The sequence below is a fragment of the bacterium genome (assembly GCA_023150945.1).
GTDB lineage: Bacteria > Zhuqueibacterota > Zhuqueibacteria > Zhuqueibacterales > Zhuqueibacteraceae > Coneutiohabitans.
In genome coordinates this window covers 259,707-277,839 of the sequence record JAKLJX010000001.1, presented here as the reverse complement: position 1 = coordinate 277,839, position 18,133 = coordinate 259,707, and the positions used below count along the sequence as shown (strand labels likewise).

Annotated in this window: 15 protein-coding genes and 1 tRNA gene; 3 read left to right on the top strand and 13 right to left on the bottom strand. The window is 58.9% G+C overall.

Translation table 11 applies throughout. The features are described from left to right. Window positions 1–135: 135 nt before the first annotated feature. The 3 genes from hpt to L6R21_01115 all read right to left on the bottom strand — a co-directional run bounded on the left by hpt (window position 136) and on the right by L6R21_01115 (window position 2,403). Entirely contained in the window at window positions 136–678 is a 543-nt protein-coding gene (hpt, locus tag L6R21_01125) for a hypoxanthine phosphoribosyltransferase (GenBank protein MCK6557772.1), read from the bottom strand. 45 nt (window positions 679–723) lie between these two features. Beyond that, window positions 724–2,157, bottom strand: a complete 1,434-nt coding sequence (tilS, locus tag L6R21_01120; GenBank protein MCK6557771.1) for a tRNA lysidine(34) synthetase TilS — start codon at window positions 2,155–2,157, stop codon at window positions 724–726. A gap of 173 nt (window positions 2,158–2,330) precedes the next feature. Further along, window positions 2,331–2,403 (bottom strand) — tRNA-Met (locus L6R21_01115). A 276-nt stretch (window positions 2,404–2,679) separates the two neighbouring features. On the opposite strand from L6R21_01115, the gene L6R21_01110 reads away from it, so the two are divergent. Next, window positions 2,680–3,144 (top strand): hypothetical protein, encoded by a 465-nt coding sequence (locus tag L6R21_01110; GenBank protein ID MCK6557770.1) that lies wholly within the window; start codon window positions 2,680–2,682, stop codon window positions 3,142–3,144. Window positions 3,145–3,261: 117 nt separating this feature from the next. On the opposite strand, the gene L6R21_01105 is transcribed toward L6R21_01110, so the two are convergent. Together L6R21_01105 and L6R21_01100 are read right to left on the bottom strand one after the other, a co-directional pair. Continuing rightward, a complete protein-coding gene (locus L6R21_01105; protein MCK6557769.1) occupies window positions 3,262–4,344 on the bottom strand; it encodes a DUF2270 domain-containing protein in 1,083 nt (360 codons plus the stop codon). A gap of 13 nt (window positions 4,345–4,357) precedes the next feature. Beyond that, window positions 4,358–4,537, bottom strand: a complete 180-nt coding sequence (locus L6R21_01100; GenBank protein MCK6557768.1) for a hypothetical protein — start codon at window positions 4,535–4,537, stop codon at window positions 4,358–4,360. 701 nt (window positions 4,538–5,238) lie between these two features. Here L6R21_01100 and L6R21_01095 point away from each other — a divergent pair. Both L6R21_01095 and L6R21_01090 read left to right on the top strand, forming a co-directional pair. Beyond that, window positions 5,239–6,276, top strand: coding sequence for a DUF3298 and DUF4163 domain-containing protein (locus tag L6R21_01095; GenBank protein MCK6557767.1), 1,038 nt, complete (start codon window positions 5,239–5,241; stop codon window positions 6,274–6,276). A gap of 28 nt (window positions 6,277–6,304) precedes the next feature. Then, entirely contained in the window at window positions 6,305–7,291 is a 987-nt protein-coding gene (locus tag L6R21_01090; GenBank protein ID MCK6557766.1) for a cytochrome c, read from the top strand. A gap of 139 nt (window positions 7,292–7,430) precedes the next feature. Here L6R21_01090 and L6R21_01085 read toward each other — a convergent pair whose 3' ends face one another. The 8 genes from L6R21_01085 to L6R21_01050 all read right to left on the bottom strand — a co-directional run bounded on the left by L6R21_01085 (window position 7,431) and on the right by L6R21_01050 (window position 17,963). Then, window positions 7,431–9,311 carry a T9SS type A sorting domain-containing protein gene (locus L6R21_01085; GenBank protein MCK6557765.1) on the bottom strand — a complete coding sequence of 627 codons (1,881 nt, stop codon included), beginning with the start codon at window positions 9,309–9,311 and terminating at the stop codon, window positions 7,431–7,433. A gap of 994 nt (window positions 9,312–10,305) precedes the next feature. Then, on the bottom strand, window positions 10,306–13,407 hold the full coding sequence (locus L6R21_01080) for an efflux RND transporter permease subunit (GenBank protein ID MCK6557764.1): 3,102 nt from the start codon (window positions 13,405–13,407) through the stop codon (window positions 10,306–10,308). A 452-nt stretch (window positions 13,408–13,859) separates the two neighbouring features. Continuing rightward, window positions 13,860–14,813 carry a ring-cleaving dioxygenase gene (locus L6R21_01075; protein ID MCK6557763.1) on the bottom strand — a complete coding sequence of 318 codons (954 nt, stop codon included), beginning with the start codon at window positions 14,811–14,813 and terminating at the stop codon, window positions 13,860–13,862. Next, the gene (locus L6R21_01070) at window positions 14,810–15,022 is read right to left on the bottom strand and encodes a hypothetical protein (GenBank protein ID MCK6557762.1); all 213 of its coding nucleotides are present in this window, start codon (window positions 15,020–15,022) and stop codon (window positions 14,810–14,812) included. The genes L6R21_01075 and L6R21_01070 overlap by 4 nt, the downstream gene beginning before the upstream one ends. A gap of 30 nt (window positions 15,023–15,052) precedes the next feature. After that, window positions 15,053–15,490 (bottom strand): GNAT family N-acetyltransferase, encoded by a 438-nt coding sequence (locus L6R21_01065; protein MCK6557761.1) that lies wholly within the window; start codon window positions 15,488–15,490, stop codon window positions 15,053–15,055. 131 nt (window positions 15,491–15,621) lie between these two features. Continuing rightward, a complete protein-coding gene (locus L6R21_01060; protein MCK6557760.1) occupies window positions 15,622–15,771 on the bottom strand; it encodes a hypothetical protein in 150 nt (49 codons plus the stop codon). 22 nt (window positions 15,772–15,793) lie between these two features. Next, window positions 15,794–16,705, bottom strand: coding sequence for a hypothetical protein (locus L6R21_01055; protein MCK6557759.1), 912 nt, complete (start codon window positions 16,703–16,705; stop codon window positions 15,794–15,796). A gap of 166 nt (window positions 16,706–16,871) precedes the next feature. Beyond that, window positions 16,872–17,963, bottom strand: coding sequence for an efflux RND transporter periplasmic adaptor subunit (locus tag L6R21_01050; GenBank protein ID MCK6557758.1), 1,092 nt, complete (start codon window positions 17,961–17,963; stop codon window positions 16,872–16,874). Window positions 17,964–18,133: the final 170 nt, after the last annotated feature.

Here is an 18,133-nt window from a genome sequence, read left to right as displayed (position 1 = left end):
CATCCCGCCGCGGCGGCTGCGCGGGGCGTTTCCGCTTCGACGAGTTATTCGAATTGTCTTTTTTCTTGCTGTTACTGTTCATCAGATCCAGAAACGTTTAAAGGTAACAGGAAACGGCCGGCGGGCCCATCCGCTTCAGTCCATGGTGTAGATTTCGGGAAGATTGCGGAACTTCTGGGCATAATCCAAACCGTAACCCACGACGAAGCGCGTGGGTATGTGAAACCCGACATAGTCACAATGATAATCAACCTGCTTGCCGCCGTCTTTGACCAGCAGCGAAACGAAACGCAGCGAGGCCGGGTGCATCTCGCGCAGCTTGCGGTCAAGATACGTAACCGACAGGCCCGAGTCAATGATGTCCTCCACCACGATCACGTGGCGGCCCTCGATGTGGCAGTCGATCTCCTTCTTCACTTTGACGACGCCCGAGGACTTCATGGCTTCTCCGTAGCTTGAAATCTTAATGAAATCGACTTCGCAATCGATGGTGATTTCCTTCATCAAGTCGGCCATGAACATGAAACAGCCGTTGAGCACGCCGATGAACACCGGACACTTGCCGGCGTAATCGGCGGAGAGCTGCCGGCCCAGCTCCTGCACTTTGGTCTCGATCTCTTGCGCGGACAGCAAAACCTGGTAATGACCTTGATGAAAACGGGCTGTTTGCTCAGACACTCATTTCCTCCCGGGGAAAATCGCCGTGCGTGCCGCGGTTCCGAGTCACTGCCGCTCGGCCTGCAGATGCAGCACTGCCGTGGTCGTCGCGTCGATCTTGAAGCGCTCATCCAGCCGGTAACCGCAAACCCAGACGATGCCCGTACTGCACGCCACCACCGGAATCCGGCGGCGTTGATGCAGCGGCACCTTCCGGTCGATGAGGAAATCCGACAGCTTCTTGAAACCGGCCATGCCCAACGGCTGAAAGCGGTCGCCGGGTTGTGGGAAACGCACGCACAGGTCGCCGGTCACGGCGGCCGCGTCGATCCACTGAGAGTAGGCCGTCACATGATTCCGCCAATCCGGCGGGAGGCTTTGCCGCGAAATGGTGACCACCATTCCGGCCTCTGGAACCGGGCAGCGCATTCCGATTTCGAGCAAACGCGTGGGTAACGCAGGATGGATTCTGCTGAAGGCAACCTCGGTCTGCGCGACAACGACCTCGACCTCTCTCCGCCAGAGGTAACGCCGAGACCCGCGGGGAGGGCGAACCCGTGCCGCGTCAATGAGGGAAAGAATGCGATCGGTCTCGTCGAAAGTCAAATCGCAGCGAGACTCGGTGATCTGCTGCATCACACCTCGCACGACGTACGCTTGAATCGAGCGAAAATACTTCCAAAATTGCTGAAGATCAAGGACTATTTTCTCCGGCCCACGGCTGCGCATCACGTCGCGCAGCGCGCGATCGGCTTGTTCCTGCAAATCAGCATCGACTTGCGCGGCAATCGCCGCCAGCCGCAGCAGACTGTGATCAAAGGCGGGCTGAAAGCGTGTACGCAGCAGCGGCATCAGCTCGTGGCGGATACGGTTGCGCAAAAAGGCGGGGTCGGCGTTGGTGACATCTTCCCGCCATTGCAAGCCGCGCTGCCGGGCATAATCGTGCAGCTCGGCGCGCGAGAACGGCAGCAGCGGCCGCATTAACGTCGTTTCGCCTTCCGGAGAGGGCCGTCGCGCAGCCATGCCGGCGAGTCCGGCCAAACCACTGCCGCGCAGGAGATGCGCCAGGATCGTCTCAACTTGATCGTCGCGTGTGTGCGCGGTCACCACCGCATGTCCCCCAACCTGCCGGCACATCTCCCCAAGCGCACGATAGCGCAGCTTGCGGCCGGCTGCTTCGAGGCTCAAACGCTGCTCCCGGGCAAACTCCCGCACCGCGACCCGTTGAGCCATGAACGGCAGGTGATATTCCCGGGCGAGTGCTTCGACCAGCCGGGCATCGGCGTCAGCTTCCTCCCCGCGCAGTTGATGATGCACATGGCCGACGACGAGCGCCAACTCCCATTCGCCGCCTAGCGCGCAAAACAAATCCAACATCACCCGCGAATCCAGCCCGCCGGACACGGCCAGCAGCAGCCGGGCGCCGTGGGGAACAAACTGCAGGCTCTGCCAGTGGCGACGAAACCGCCACAACAAATCATCCTCTGCCGTTCTTGCCATGTCATCATGCCTGGGGTTGCGGCCGCCGTGCCAGCGGCACGTTTGGCGCGTGTCGTTCGCAAATGGTGAAATCATCCGAATGATCCTGCTCTCAAACGGAGATCCACGATGATCCGGCACCAAAAAAATAATCCCGACTTTCCACGCAGGAACCGTCGGGATCTTGCTTCAGGTAGCGGCGGAGGGACTTGAACCCCCGACCTACGGATTATGATTCCGCTGCTCTACCGACTGAGCTACACCGCCATTTCCAAACACCACCTAATCTAAAAATGCCGGAACGAAACGCAAGGGCTTTTTCCCGAGGCTTGCAGGCGAAAGCAGACGTTCGCTGATCTCTGCTGCCATCACAGCGCGCGGCAGCTCGGCAAAGTCGCAGGGGACAGCACAGATTGGCGGTCTTGTGCCATTTTCGCCAGGGCCACCTGCTGCTTGGAATCCTGTTGCCGCTTTGTTATATTTCGCCGGTCGACAATCATTGCTTGGAGAAAAATGCACTTGCCTTCGCAACCCGCGAGGACCATGACAACTTCTCTGATCTGCCGGAGCCTGCTGTTGAGCCTGGCATTGAGCACGCTCGCTTGCGGCGTTTCCCAACGCGAGCCGGCCGCACCCAGCCGTGACTTCACCATCATCTGGGGTACCGGCGGCGGCTTCACGGGATTTGCCGACGGCTTCATTCTGTACAGCGATGGCAAAATGGAGCGCTGGTCAGGGCAATATTTCCGCCGCGAGAAAATCCAGCCGCTGGGCGTGACCGGCGCGGCGCAACTCGAGTCGCTGCGCCGCACGCTTGCCAAGCACAATCTGAGAAAGTTGCATTACCAGGAAACTGGCAACATGACCACGCGGGTGTGGTGCATCACCGGCTCGGATACCACCGTCGTCTCCTGGAATGGCGTGGAACCCGGCGCCGAGGTTCCGGCCGCGCTGCAAGAATTGTATGAAAATCTGCAAATGGCTGCGGCTGCGGCGCAGCAGCGTTGACGCGAGGCACAAGCGTGCGTGCTGCCAATTGCGCGCACGGCACTGCCTTATTCTTCTCTGACAATTGCGCTTGTCAATCGCCGGGCCGTGATGCCGCTCCGCCCGGAGCACCTCGCCTCAACCTTCCAATGCCTGAAACCCGCGGCCCATCACTTCGTGCGCCGGCATGACGATGACGAAAGCGTCGGGATCCTCGGCTTTGACCGTGGCTTTGAGTCCCGGCATTTCACTCACCGTGGCGGCGACCATCAACACCTCGCGTGCCTGTTGCGTGTGCATGCCCGTGCCGTGGAATTCGGTCACCCCGCGCTTCAATTCCCGCATGATGCGGCCGGCAATGGCTTCCGGCCGGTTGGCGATGATCAAACACAGCAGTTGTTGGCGCTTGCGCGGACGCGGCCGGCCGCCGTGATGGTTGGCCTCCTTCTCACCGTTGTCCTTGACTTCCATGGCTTGCCACATTGCCGTCAACACCGGATAGTCGCTCGCCTTGGGCAGCACTTCGCCGGTCGCTTGCTGCAAGCCCGCAGTGCCGAAGCCAATGAGAAATAGCAAGCCATTGTAGGCGATCCCCAGCGCCAGGATCACCCAGCCGGAAACCGGGCCAATGGCCAGGCGCGTCACGAATTCCGCCCAGGAAGTGGCGGTGGTGGGGTGGATGAATCCTTTGAGCAGCCAGGCGAAGCCCAGCACCAGAAAGATCCAGACATAATTGCGGCGGAAGCGCCGGCCAAAGGCCTCCCACATGCTGATGGGGAATTCCGGTTCGCGCAGTGTTTTCGCCAGGCTTTCGGCCCATTCGGCTTGCGGCGCAAAGGGCGGGGCAATCATCGCCGCGAAGAAATCGGTTTCCATCAGGCGCGTGCGATAGGCCGCAAGCTCATAGTAGCGATAGCGCCGCGCTTCGATCCACAAAAAGAGAGTGACCAGCAGCGTGTTCAGGATGATCACGCCGTAATGATGGTCGGGCGCGGAGAGAGCGAAGGAAATCGCGGCGCTGGAAGCCAGGACGGCCCAATTGGTGGTGTTGTCCAGGCGCTGCCGCCAAACGTTGGAGCGTTGAATTTCGGCGCGATAGTAATGCACCATCGCGGTGTTGAATTCTCCCGGCCGCATGCGATAGCCGCGATAGGTCCACACCGGCTCGCGCGCTTCGGAATCTTCGTTCAGATTTTTTCCGGCAGATTCATTTTGGTTCATGTGAGTCCCTTCCTCAAAACGCTTGGAACATAAGCAAGGGAATGGCCAATTGCAACTGGGGGAAGGGGCAAGGATTGACGGCAACGGCGAGAACAGCCGGTAAATGTTGCTCCTTGCGACAATCAGTTTTTGTTCGAGAAGAGTCCAGCCCTGGCTGGGCCAGGGCTTCTGCAGGGTTTTCCAGATCGAACACTCAGGTATCCCACAGCTCAGCCGGGGGCGGATCCAGTTCGTGAAGCATCCAGGCATGGTCTTGGACAAGTGGAAGACTCGTGCCTTTCGGGCAGCACTGAAATTCTCCAGCAGATGGAGACAACCCAATCGATAGAAAAGCAGCCACTGGGTTATTTCCATCTGTTGGAGAAAAAATTGAAATCATATTCAAAGCTTGACAAGCCAATCGCAGTTTTCGGACAATCAGCAGTCATCTGGTCACTAAAGAGTAAACTCGTCGAAAAAAGCAAAGATTTGTTCGGTGGCTGCTTTCTCGGCCCGTATTGATGCGGATTTGGTATCAATTCTGTAAATCTCCGGCCTTTGCCACTGTGGGCAAAATAATCCACACAAAGACGCAAAGCCACAAAGATTTCCCAATCATTTCTTGCCGGCAATCATGAAAGACAAAACTCGAATCTTTTCTTTGCGCGGCTTTGCGTCTTTGTGGCCACTTCTGCCTTTTGGGGTTCCGGCTCGTTCGGGCTGGGTATCGCAGTCGTCAAACGAAGCCGAAGAGCTGGCCCCGCGCCAAAAAAGTCACCTTGACTCTCTCCGTCACCGACACTATTTTGTCACCACTTGAATTGCGGATCAGCGTCAAGCCGTTCGAAGCTGCGCGGAGATGAGATTGACTCGACTCAACCGCGAATGACTTTCAAAACTTCAGATTGCAGAATCATGATTCACTCCACAGGCCCACTGTCCCGCGCGCGCGTACGTTTCTTCACGCTCCTCGCCCTGCTGTGCGCGGCGCCGCTGGCGGCGCGGCCGGCATTTCGCGGCTATTACACCGGCACTTTGGGCGGCCGCTTCGCGATTCAAATGGACCTCACCATTGACTCCAGCGCGGCGATTACGGGAAATTATTTCTATGAAACTGTGGGCGAACGCCTGAATTTGCAGGGACGCCTCGGCACGCCCACGCTGTTGGAAGAATTGGATTCCGGCGACAACGTCACCGGCCGCTTTGCCGGCAGCCTGGCACCACCCTATGCCTCGTTCGAGGGCAACTGGACCAGCGCCGACGGCACGAAATCACTGCCTTTCACATTGCTGCGCGTCGCCGAGTACCACTTCTACAGCACCGAGGATGAACTTATTCAGGCGGAAGCTGCTTTTCCGCGTTTTGCGGGGAGAACACCGGCATGGCGGCAGCTCAACTCCAAACTGCACACCCAGGCCATGGTAGCGCACGGCCAGTTCGTGCACGACAGCGATGAGATGCTCGCCGCAGAAGAGCTGTATGCCGGCATGCGCTGCGGCTACAGCCATGATTGCAGCATCATGTACTATTCGGATGATTTGATCAGCCTGCTCATCACCGAGTGGTCTTTCACCGGCGGCGCGCACGGCAACACCTCCTATGCCGCGGAAAACTACTGGCGGCAAGCAGACCGCTTCCAGCCGCTGGCGTTGGCAGATCTGTTTCTCCCCCAGGCGGACTACGCGGCGGCGCTCGCGCGGTTGTGCGCTCAAAGCCTGCGGGCGCAGGGCGCGGCGTGGGTGCAACAGGGCGAGATCAAGACTTTCAGCGGGGAAGATCTGCAAGTGTTCAATGTCATGCCGCGGGCGCTGGTCTTCACTTTCGCGCCCTATGCCGTCGGGCCGTATGCCCAGGGCACATTTCATGTGCGCGTGCCCTATCGCCAACTCGATGAGGTTTTGGACCCCGCCGGCCCACTCAAACGATTGCTCTCTTTCAAGCAACCGCAGTGAAAACGAACCATCTTCGGAGGAGCATTTGATGAAGAGATTTTTCAAGGTAGTGGTCGGGATTATCGCGGCCATTCTGGTGTTGATCGCCGGCGGCCTGATTTATCTGACCACCAGCCTGCCCGATGTGGGGGAAGCGCCCGATCTCAAGATTGCGGCCACGCCTGAGTTGGTTGACCGCGGCCAGTATCTCGCCCATCACGTGACGGTCTGCATCGATTGCCATTCGCAACGCGATTTCAACTTCTATTCCGGGCCGGTGATGCCGGGCACCGAAGGCCAGGGCGGCGAGGAAATGGTGGAGACGATCGGCAAGCTGCGCGTGCCCAATATCACACCGGCGGCGCTCGGCAACTGGACCGATGGTGAGATCGCACGCGCCATCGCGGCCGGGGTGGGGAAAAACGGCGAGGCGCTCTTTCCCATGATGCCTTATCCGATCTACAACGAGCTGGCGGAGGAAGATCTGCACGCCATCATCGCCTACTTGCGCACGCTGCCGCCGATCGCCAACGAAGTGCCGCGCACGCAGCTCAACTTCCCCATGAATCTCATCGTTCGCATGATCCCCAAAGCCTATGCGCCGAAGCCGCGGCCGCCGGCCGGCGATACGCTGGCACACGGCAAATATCTCAACACGGTGGCCGGCTGCCACTTCTGCCACACGCCGGTGGATGACAAAGGCCGCGCTCTACCGGGCATGGACTTCGCCGGCGGCCATGAGTTCCGCCTGCCCGGCGGCGTCGTGGTGCGCACGGCCAACATCACACCGGAGATGGATACCGGCATTGGCGCTTGGGACGAAGCCTACTTCGTCAATCGCTTCAAAGAATACGCCGACTCCACCGCCAGCCGCATTGCGGTGCCGGCCGGCGGCGAAAACACCGTGATGCCCTGGACCATGTACGCCGGCATGACGGAAGAAGACTTGCGCGCTATCTACCGCTACTTGCGCACGGTCAAACCGGTGATCCATCAAGTCGAAAAGCATCCCCAACCCCAGACTACCGAAAAGTAAGGCGCGCAGTGCTGCACCGGCACACCGGTGGTGATCACTGCCTCTCAGTCCCCCCAATAAAAAAGTGACCAGCCCCTCACCAGAGAAGATGGCTGGTCACTTGCTATCAAACCGCAAAAAGCAACGGCTGGGCGCAGTGCTACTTCATCAACACCAGTTTGCGCTCCGCCACAAAACTGCCCGCCTTGAGAACATACACGTAGACGCCACTCGCCACGCGCTGACCGCTTTCATCACGTCCGTCCCACACGAAGGCATGGCGACCCGCCGCATATTCACCTTTTGCCAGCAGGCGCACGAGCTGGCCGGCGGTGTTGTAAATCGCCAGCGAAAGCTCACCCGCTTGCGGCAGGGCAAAGCGAATGGTGGTGCTGGGATTGAACGGGTTGGGATAGTTTTGTGCCAGTTCGTAGCTCGTCACGGTGCCTGCCGCCATGTCCTGGGCGAGCACCGGCTTCGGCACCGGCAGCGAGCCGCTGGAATAATGATGCAGCAAGGTCACGTCGCGCTCAACGTAGATCTTGTCCGCGATCAAAGAGCCTTTGAAGCTGGTGTTCTTGCCCACCAACACGCAGGCATTGGGCGCAATGATGGTGCCCAGCAGGTAGCATTCCTTCGCAATCACCATCTGCGTGCTTTGCCGTGTCGTGAAGGTCACACTGGTCGTGCCGGCTTCGCCGGAGGGCAGAATATTGCTCGTGGTCTCCGGGTTGAACCGCAGATTGGTCACGACCTTGATCGCCACGCTGCCGTTCGTGACATCGAGATTGAGGGTGGTGGCTTCATCCTTGGTTTCGAGACGGTTGAAACGATACGTGCCACTGCTCAGGTTGAGCGTTCCCTTTTCCCTGACATAGACATTGCCGTAAGAGCCCGGCGGCAGAGTCAATGAACCGCCGGTGGGCACGGTGTAGCTGGGCCCGCCCGCAGTGAAATAGGGATCCGGCAAGTTCAGCGGCGCAACACCGGCATAGGCATTGACAGCGCCGGTGATGCCGGCAGCCGGGTCGAGCTTGATCGCGCCGCCGGCGGTCACGTCGCCATCGATCAAGTTTTCCTTGTCAATGGTGATGCAACCCACCGCCGTCAGGTTGCCGGTGTAGGTGGTGGGATCGCCGCGCAGGAAGTAGAGGTTGCCATTGCAAAACATATTGCCCTGGCTGGAAAACTTGCTGCGCGTGATCTCAATGTACTCATTGGCAACGAAGACAAAATTGTGCACCAAGCTGAGATAGCCATTCACTTCGAGGTCTGACAGCGCCACCGGGCCGTAGCTGCTGCTGGGCGCCCACAGACCGGCAAAGACCTGCATCTTGGCCATGTCGCCCTTGAAGCTCAGCCCCGCGGGAAAATAGTCCGGCGCGCCGGCATGCCAATTGGGCGTGAAGAATCCCGTGGCAATGCCGTTGAGCGTGACGAACATCGTACCCAAGCCGGAGTTGATGGCGTGGTAAGTGATCACCACGTCATAGACGCCGCCGGTGTTGTAGGTGCCGCCATCAACCGCGCCCCAGCCCTGCGCCTGCCATTGGTCCACCCCGTCACGGTCGAACCAAATGCCATAATTGGCATAACTGCCGATGGGTGAAACCACGGTGCCGGGCGCGGTGGCATCGTAGTCCAATTCACCGCGACCACCCGAGGCCGACAGATTGTGCTTGTCATGCAGGTTTTGATTGTTGGGGTTGGGAGTGAGATCGCCCACCAGCGAGGTCAACCAGCCGCCCGCCCCGCCTTGGTAGGTGTTCCACGGGCCGGGATTGAAATTCGAAGCGCCAATCTGGCGCAGGCCGACCTCGGTGTAGGAGGTCTGCCACGGGCCGGGCTGAACAATACCGGTCATGTCGATCGTGTAGGACAATACCAAATCACCCTGAGTCAGATCCCACACCTCGCTGAAGTTGGTAGCGGAGTAGCCGGGATTCAGGGTCAACGCGCCGTAGTTAATCGTCGTCTGGGCAGACGCGATTCCGGCAACGACCATGGTCAAAAGGATCACAGTCGCAAAAAGCCTCTTCATGAGAACCTCCTCAAGTTGCTCCCAATGCACTTGCTCCCATCTCTCAATTGAGGGACAGTTGCCACGATCTGTGATTTTGACAGGCAGGAATCTTGAGGCTCACCCCCTTTCAACTGAATAGTTGGCGCCGGCAGGCGAAATGACCGCAGCTTCCGCGCGGTGCCGGTCGCTGCCCGACAAAGAAGCAGCAACCAGCCCATTCGTTCCACCACATTCCGGCGAAACGGCCGGCAAACTCATCGCCTTCCGGCGCACACCGAATGACCAACCCAACTGCATGATGACCCCTTGCGCTCTGCACCACTGCCAGCTCCTCCAACAGAGTAGCACTGTCATGCAAAACGCAAAAGAAAAACGGGCACAGCAACGCTTGGTTGTGCCTGCAGTCCGCGATTGAATGTTGAATGATTAAAGATGATGAAGGGTCTTTCCCCGAAAACTGACGTGATACAAGAAGTTGGCCTTCACGTTGAATGGCAGGAGGGTCAACAGGAAATACTTCAACAAGATGCGTGCCATGTTCGCGCCACCCACAACGGCACGCCTGGCATCAGACGGCCTGAGAAATCATTAGTTTGGCGAAGCATGACTTCTTTGCGCCAGGCGACAGCAGCCAGGATTTTCCCAACTCTAAGAATGATTGCATGTTTTTTCTCAAGAGTGAGAATCTACACGATCGCCAGGACAGTGGTGACAACGTTGCAGTGGCAGGAAAAATCATTCCCCCGGCAGGGACTCCGGTCAGCGAGAGGGAAAGGCAGTGCTCGGAAGGCCAGCGCTGGCCGCGTGCATTTCATGGCCAACGCTCCCGGCGGGCGCACAACGCAAACACAATGAGGCCGGCAGGAGCCGGCGCAGTTCGTTCTGAAGTGCAGGGAAAACGTCGTGCCTGCTGAGCACCAACGACCCTGCCCGGTGCACTTCACACTGACGCCGGTTCATGCCGAAGCACAAGATGAAGCACACTTCGCAGCCGGTGTTCACTTACCGGCACTCAGACTTCGACTCCCTCGATCCGCGCGGGTGTGGCAGCCGCAGTGCGCGCCCGCGTGTGATGAAACTCCTTGGAGAAGTAGGAATAAACGGCGGGAATCACATACAGCGTCAGGCCGGTGGCGAAAATCATTCCGCCGACGACGGCAATACCCATCGACACGCGGCTCTCGGAGCCGGCGCCCAAACCCATTGCAATCGGCAGGATGCCGAGAATGGTGGACAAGCTCGTCATCAAGATCGGGCGGAAACGCGCCACCGCCGCGCTCTGCACGGCTTCCAGCACCGAGAGTCCGGTGGCTTTGCGCTGGTTGGCGAACTCCACGATCAAGATGCCGTTCTTGGTGACCAAGCCGATGAGCATGATCTGGCCGATCTGGCTGAAGATGTTGATGGTTTGATTGAAATACCACAGCGAGAGCAACGCGCCGGCAACGGCGAGCGGCACGGTGAACATGATGATGAACGGATCGCGGAAGCTCTCGAATTGTGCCGCCAGAATGAGATAGGTCAGCACCAGCGCCAGGATGAAAACAAAAATCAAGCTCGACGAGCTTTCGGCGAAATCGCGCGCCGCGCCCGCCAGCGTGGTGCTGAACGATTCATCCAAAACTGTGGCCGCGATTTCATCCATGGCTTTGATGCCGTCGCCCAGCGTGTAGCCGGGCGCGAGGCCGGCGGAGACCGTGGCCGCGATGTAACGGTTGAAGCGAAAAAGCTGCGGCGGGTTGGATTGCTCGTAGGTTTTGACGAGATTGTCGAGCTGCACCAATTCGCCGCTCTTGCTGCGCACGAAGATCGAGGTGAGATCCATCGGCTCGTCGCGGTTCTCCCGCGTAAGCTGGCCGAGCACTTGATACTGCTTGCCGTCCTTGATGAAATAGCCGTAGCGCGAGTCGCTCAATGTGAGTTGCAGCGTTTGCGCCACGTCGCGCACGGAGACGCCGAGCGTGCGGGCGCGATCACGATCGATTGCAATCACCAATTCCGGCTTGTTGAATTTCAAATTCAAATCCACCGCGCTGAAGGCCGGGTGATCGTTCGCTTCTTCCAAGAATTTCGGCAACACTTCTTTGAGTTTCGCAAAGTTCGGCGCCTGAATCACGTATTGCACCGGCAGGCCGAAACGCGCCATGCCGCCGCCGACCGCGATGGTCTGCTCCTGATTGACGATCGTGCGCGCGTCGTTCAGGCTTCTCACCGAACGCGACATGGCCTCGGCAATTTGCTGCTGTGTGCGCTTGCGCTGTTCCGGCGGCACCAGCGTCACCGTGGTGTTGCCGGCATTGGCGCCGCCCGCCCATCCGGAGGTATTGGCGATGACGGCATCGGCTTCCGGCACTTCTTGTCTGACGAGATCGATCACGCTGTCCATGTATTTCTCCATGCGCTCGAACGAGGTGCCTTCCGGCGCCGTGGAAATCAGACGGAAGCGGCTGCGATCTTCCATCGGCGCCAGTTCCTGCGGCAGAATCGTGCCGAACAGCAACATCAGGCCAACGGCAAACACGATGGCCACGAAGCCGAGCCAGCGCACGCGCATGAAGGAAGCAAGGGAGTTCTCATACGCACGGATCAGCTTCTGAAAAAACGGTTCGGTTTGGCGATAGAACCAGCTATGATGCGCATGGGCTTTGATCATGCGGCTGCTCAACATGGGCGTGAGCGTGAGCGCGACAAAAGCCGAGATGGCCACCGATCCGCCGATGACGATGCCGAACTCTTTGAACAGCCGGCCGGTGAGTCCCTGCAGGAAGACGATGGGCATGAACACCGCGACCAGCGCGATCGTGGTCGAGATGATGGCAAAATAGACTTCCTTCGAACCTTTGAGCCCGGCCTCGATGGGGTTCATGCCGTCTTCGATTTTAGCAAAGATGTTTTCCAACACCACGATGGCATCGTCCACCACCAGGCCAATGGCCAGCACCAATCCCAGCAGCGTCAGCACGTTGATGGAAAAGCCGGCGAGATACATGACGAAGAAGGAGCCGATCAGTGAAATGGGAATGGCGAAGACGGGGATGAGCGTCGTGCGCCAGTCGCGCAAGAAGAGAAAGATGATCAACACCACCAGGCCGAAGGCCGTGAAGATGGTTTCCTGCACTTCCGAGATGGATTTGCGAATGTACTGCGTCGTGTCCCAGCCGATGCTGAGCGCAATGTCATCGCCCAAATCGGGTTTGATCTCCTCGAGGCGGCGGAAGAAGGCATCGGAAATCGCGATGTGATTGGAACCGGGTTGCGGCACGACGGCCACCGCCACGCGCGGGCCGGCCAGGCCCTTCGAGACTTGCCGCAGGTTTTCCGGCGCCAGCTCGGCATAGCCGAGGTCGCTGAAGCGCACCAAACGGCCGCTCTCTTCGCGGATGATGAGATGGTTGAACTCCTCCGGCGCCTCCAAACGGCTCAAGGTGCGCACGGTCAATTCCACGTCGTTGCCCTCGATGCGGCCGGAAGGCAGCTCGAGATTCTCGGCCTGGAGCGCGTCACGCACATCCAGCGGCGTCACTTGATAGGCGGCGAGCCGGTTCGGGTCCATCCACAAGCGCATGGCGTAACGCTTTTCGCCGAAGATGCGCACTTCCGCCACACCGGGAATGGTTTGCAGCCGTTCTTTGAAAATCTTGTCCGCCAGGTCGCTCAACTGCAGCAGGTTGCGCGTGTTGCTGCTGATGTTGACGACGATGATGGGGAACGCATCAGCATCGGCTTTGGAGACGCGGGGAGGATCGGCATCCGGCGGCAGATTGCCCACCGCGCCGGCGACTTTGTCGCGCACGTCGTTGGCTGCGGTTTCCAAGTCCACCGACAAATCGAATTCGATGGTGATGCTGCTGCGGCCCTCGCGGCTGGCGGAGTTGATGGTGCGAATACCGGGCACCGCGCTGATGTCCTCTTCGAGAATCGCGGTGATTTGCGACTCGATCACCTCGGCGTTGGCGCCGGGATACGAGGTATCGACGGTGATGACGGCCGGATCGACGTTCGGATATTCACGCACGCCGAGGTAGGTGAAGCCGATGACGCCGAACAGAACGATGGTGATCGCCAGCACCCACGTCAACACCGGGCGCTGAATGCAAGTGGCGGAAAGGCTCATGGGGGGATCTCGCTCTGAAGCTGCAAATCATGAAAAGTGCTGCTTCCTCAATAATGTCAATCACTTGGGAAGCCGCTTCGAGTTGTAAAACGCTTGGCGCGCTGTGCTTATGATGAAAGGGAGTTGTAATGCGCGCGTGACGAGGGAAATTTTTGTATCGAAAGACTTGCACCTCTATCCTGTATTGCGACGATCGTGGGTTTTCTGCCGGATGCTGCTTGAAATGATACTCGCTTCAGACACGTCGAGGTGGCTGCCGTCAAGCATCCCGCACGCATTGGAAACGGCCTCGTAGATCATCTGGTTTTCTACGATCGCCCAGTTTTTTGTATCTCTCGCGCGTGCAGCCGGCGCGCCAGCGCTCCGCCAGAGTGCACGGCACAGTGGGAACGACGAGAAGCAGGGAAGGGAAAAGCAGCACCATCAATCCGCTCCGACGCGGGCGGCCTGTTTCAGTTCTCCCTCTTCGGCATCTCCAAACGCGGCAGCGCTGCTTCGATCTGCTGCCGTTGCGGCTCCAGCCAGGGCGGCAAAATGAGTTGCTCGCCCAGACGTTCCATATCTTCGTCGCGATCAAAGCCGGGGCCGTCGGTGGCCAGTTCGAACAGCACTTCGCCTGGTTCGCGAAAATAAACCGATTTGAACCAGAAACGATCAATCTGCTCGGTGGGGAAAAGACCGGCATCGAAGAGCAGTTCGCGCATGGCCATTTCTTCCGCGGAATCTTTCATGCGCCAGGCGACGTGATGCACGGCACCGGTTCCCCAGCGGCCGCGGCTCTCTTGCGGCAGCTCTTTGACTTCGATGATCTTGCCGGAGCCGCCGCCCTCCACAGCAAAGCGTGTCCAGCCGTTTTCAGTTCCCAACCGGGCAAAGCCCATGCACTGCGTGAGCGCCTCCGCCGTCGGTGCAAGCCGGCGCACCCACAACCGAACCGAGTGCATGCCGCGTAATTGCTGCTCAACCGGAACTGCGCTTTTCTCCCACGGCACAAATTCGCGCGGGTCATCGCTCTCCACCAACGCCAGTTGCAGGCCGTGGGGATCCTTGAACGGCAGCGTCGTTTCGCCGAAGCGTGTTTCAACCGCACCGTATTTCACGCCCATCTGGTCGAAACGCGCACGCCAATTTTGCAGACTCCCATGCGGCACGGCAAAAGGAACTTCCACCACCAAGCCGGTTCCCGCTCGCCCCGGCCCCATGCTCGGCCAGGGAAAGAAGGTGAGATCGGTTCCCGGTGTGCCGGCGCCGTCGGCATAAAACAAGTGATAGGTATCAGGAACGTCTTGATTGACGCTCTTTTTCACCAGCCGCATGCCCATCACGCCCACGTAGAAGTCCAGATTCTCCTGCGCGTCGCCGGCAATGGCGGTGAGATGATGAATACCGTGAACGGAGTTTTTCATGATGATGCACTCCTGAATATTTGCATTAATGAATCAATCAACTCTTCGCGCCAAGCGGCGCCGCGTAGCATGGCCGTTTCCGGGCGATAAGCTGAAGCCATCGCCGAAGCAGTGGCGCCAATGAAACTGCCCAACGCCGCGCTGGCGATTCCTGCCGCGCCTAGTTGCACCCACACCGATTGCCAACCGTCAAGGATGAGATATTCCATAGAAGCATTGTCATGTCGGTACAACGCAGTTTATCGAAGCTCCAGCAGCATTGTCAACGAAGTTCCGGATGTTCCAACTCGCTTGAAACCTAATTTCTCGTAAAGCGCGCGCGAATAATTCTCCGGCTCGACGCTCAAGCTTATTCGCGCGATTGCGGAACGCCGCGCTTGTTGCAACAGCGCCGTGAGCAACGCCGTGCCGATGCCACGTTGGCGAAATTCTTGGCGAACTGCGATGCCAAGCTCCGGCGTGTCTGCATCAACAAAGCCGTAGGAGTGATTTTCTGCCATCCAAGAGCGATACCACGCGGCGCCGACCGGCATGCCATCTTCCCATTCTGCCACAACGGCGGTGTCGCCATTTCTTCCCCAACCGCTCAAGAGTTTGGCCAGCTCCGGCTCGGCCAAAACTTCTTCGAGTGGAGGTCGCGGCTGATGCGGACGCCAGCACACGGCCTCATAGAGCATTTCTCGCAGAAACGGAACGTCGGTTTGCGTCGCAAAACGAATCTTCCAGGTGGTTTCCAGCATTTCATCATCATGCAAAAAAGCGGATAACAGAAAGATGGAGGTCAGAAAAATGATCCATCCCGTTTTCGTCAAATTTTCCGCAACATATCAAACACTATCGACACGATCGGTGAATAAATCACCGCGCTGAAAACCTTCGCCAGCGGAAGATCGTCTTCCCGCCAGCAACGAAAGCCCAGCCGGCTGGTGGTGAGGAAATATTTCGGGGAATCGTGCATCGCCACCTCGCCGTCGGCGGCATCAATTGGCGGATCCGCCTTGCCCGCCCGAATGCCGTGTCTGTGTGGCGGCCAGCAAATGCCGGCCGAAATCGTCGTCCCAGAACGCCGCAATCTTGCCGTCCCGCAGCCAGTAAATGCGCGGGGCACTATCGCCGATGAGCGCCACCAGTTCCTGTTCGGAGATGAGGTGATAGGGATAATTGGAATTGGTTTCCTGCAAGAAGGCAGAAACCGCGGCCGGACTTTCGGCAAAGATCAAGGCATGGAGTTGCGGGAAATTCGCATGCTGCGCCGCCAGCTCGCCGAGGCTGCGCGCCGTCTCCCGGCAATGGTCGCAATCCGCGCTGAACACCGCCACGAAACGTTCGCCGCTGGTGAGATCAACGCGGCCACCATGCTCGAACTGTGTGTACTGCGCGAATCTCGCTTCATAGTTCCGGCGCACCGGAGCGAGCAGCAAGACGGCAAACAAGCTGGCCACAGCCAACAGGGCGGGAACAGCAGGCCGGCGCCTCTTGACGGGCGTAATCGTGAACAGCCAGAGGCTCATGGCCAGCAATAGAATGTTCTTCACCAGGGATTCCGCCGATGACATGGGCAAAAGCGCGCCAAAGCAGCCGCAATCGGGCGTCTGCTCGCCCAGCGTCAACTGGTAGACCTGCAGCGCCGTGAACGCAACCAGCAGCGCGATGACCAGCGGGAGAATGGCGCGTTTCAGATAATACGGAAACAGCAGCGCCGCGCCGAGAAACAACTCGAAGGCGATCACCAGCCGCGCGGGATATGCCGCCTGGCTGCGCGTGGCAGCCAGACCTTGCTCGACGATCGCGATTTCAAACAAGCCGGCCTGCGGCAATTTGGAAAGGGCCGAAAGCAGAAAAACGCCGGCCAGCAGCAACCGCAAGGTAATTCCGATTCTCGCAACAGTCATATGACGCCATCAAAAATTGAGACTATCCACGCGCCCGCCGGCAAGTGATGCGGCCGCGGTGCAGGGATTTTGCCGGGCAGCAGCACGCCTGCAAGCAAGCCTCCCGAAACCAGCAGTACAAATTGGCTGGCGTCCAGGGCCGCTGCGCAATCGGCAACCCTGCTTCTTAATTCGCCGGTGCAGCAACGCCCGCTGCCGGCATCACCGCCATGCCCGGCCGCAATTGCAAAATGCCGGAGGTGATCAACGTATCGCCCGGCTGCACGCCCTGGGTGATTTCCACGCGCTCGTCGGTGCGGCTGCCGATCGTCACGCTGCGTGACTCGGCCTTGCCGTTTTTGTACAAAAACACCCGATGCCCTTTCAGCTCCGGGATCAAAGCAAAGGAGGGAACCATGAGCGTTTCCTTTTCGCGCAACACGATTTCGACGTTGGCAAAAGCGCCCGGAATCAAAACGCCGTTGGGATTGGGGCTGAGGGCGCGCAGGTGCATGGTGCGTGTGGCCAGGTCAATCTTGGCTTCCTGCGCATAGACCGTCCCTTCGAATTGCTGCCCATTGCCTTGCACGATGAAACTGATCTTGTCACCGACTTTGATCAGGCCGGCATATTTTTCCGGCACGGTGAAGTCGATCTTGACGGGATGATTGTCCTGCAGCGTGGTGATGCGCGCGGCCGGCGAAATGTAGCTGCCCTCGCTCACCTGGCGCAGACCAATGGTGCCGGCGAAAGGCGCGCGAATTTCAGTCTTCTCGATTTGTGCGGTAACGAGCTGGATTTCGGCCTGCACGATGTTCAACTCGTTCACGGCATTGTCATAGTTTTCCCGGCTGGCCAGATTTCTCTCGAACAATTGACGCTGGCGCTCGGCCTCCTGCGCGGCTATGGCGCGGCGAAATTGGGCGCGCGCCAGTTGGGCCTGCAGCTCGGCGTCATTGATCTTGAGCAGCAGCTCCCTCTTGCTCACCCGGCCGCCTTCTTTGAAATGGATCTTTTCAATCTTGCCGGAAATTTCGCTGCGGATCTCCACTTCTTCATTCGAGAGAATCGTTCCGACGGTCTGGACGCGGTCGCCCATGCGCTCGGCATGGATGATCTCCATGCGCACCGGCAGGCGCGGGTCACGCGGCGCACCGTTGCCGTTGGCCGGGCCTGATGGGGAGCGGCCCCAGGATGATCCGATCTTGGGCAGCGCGAGGGCTGCCACAACCGCCACGGCGGCGATGGCCAGCCAGACGCGTTTGGATTTCTTGCTCATGCTTCACTCTCCGCGGGGCAAATTGTCAAAAGGAGAATTCAACCAAAAAAGGTGTGTGACGATACGACAATTTTGAATGAGAAACAAGCTGATCAATCGGTGTTGCTGGCCGGTGGTCCCGGCAAAAGCGGGAACGGGCCGGCCGTGCGGCTTGGACTGCGGCTGGGCGC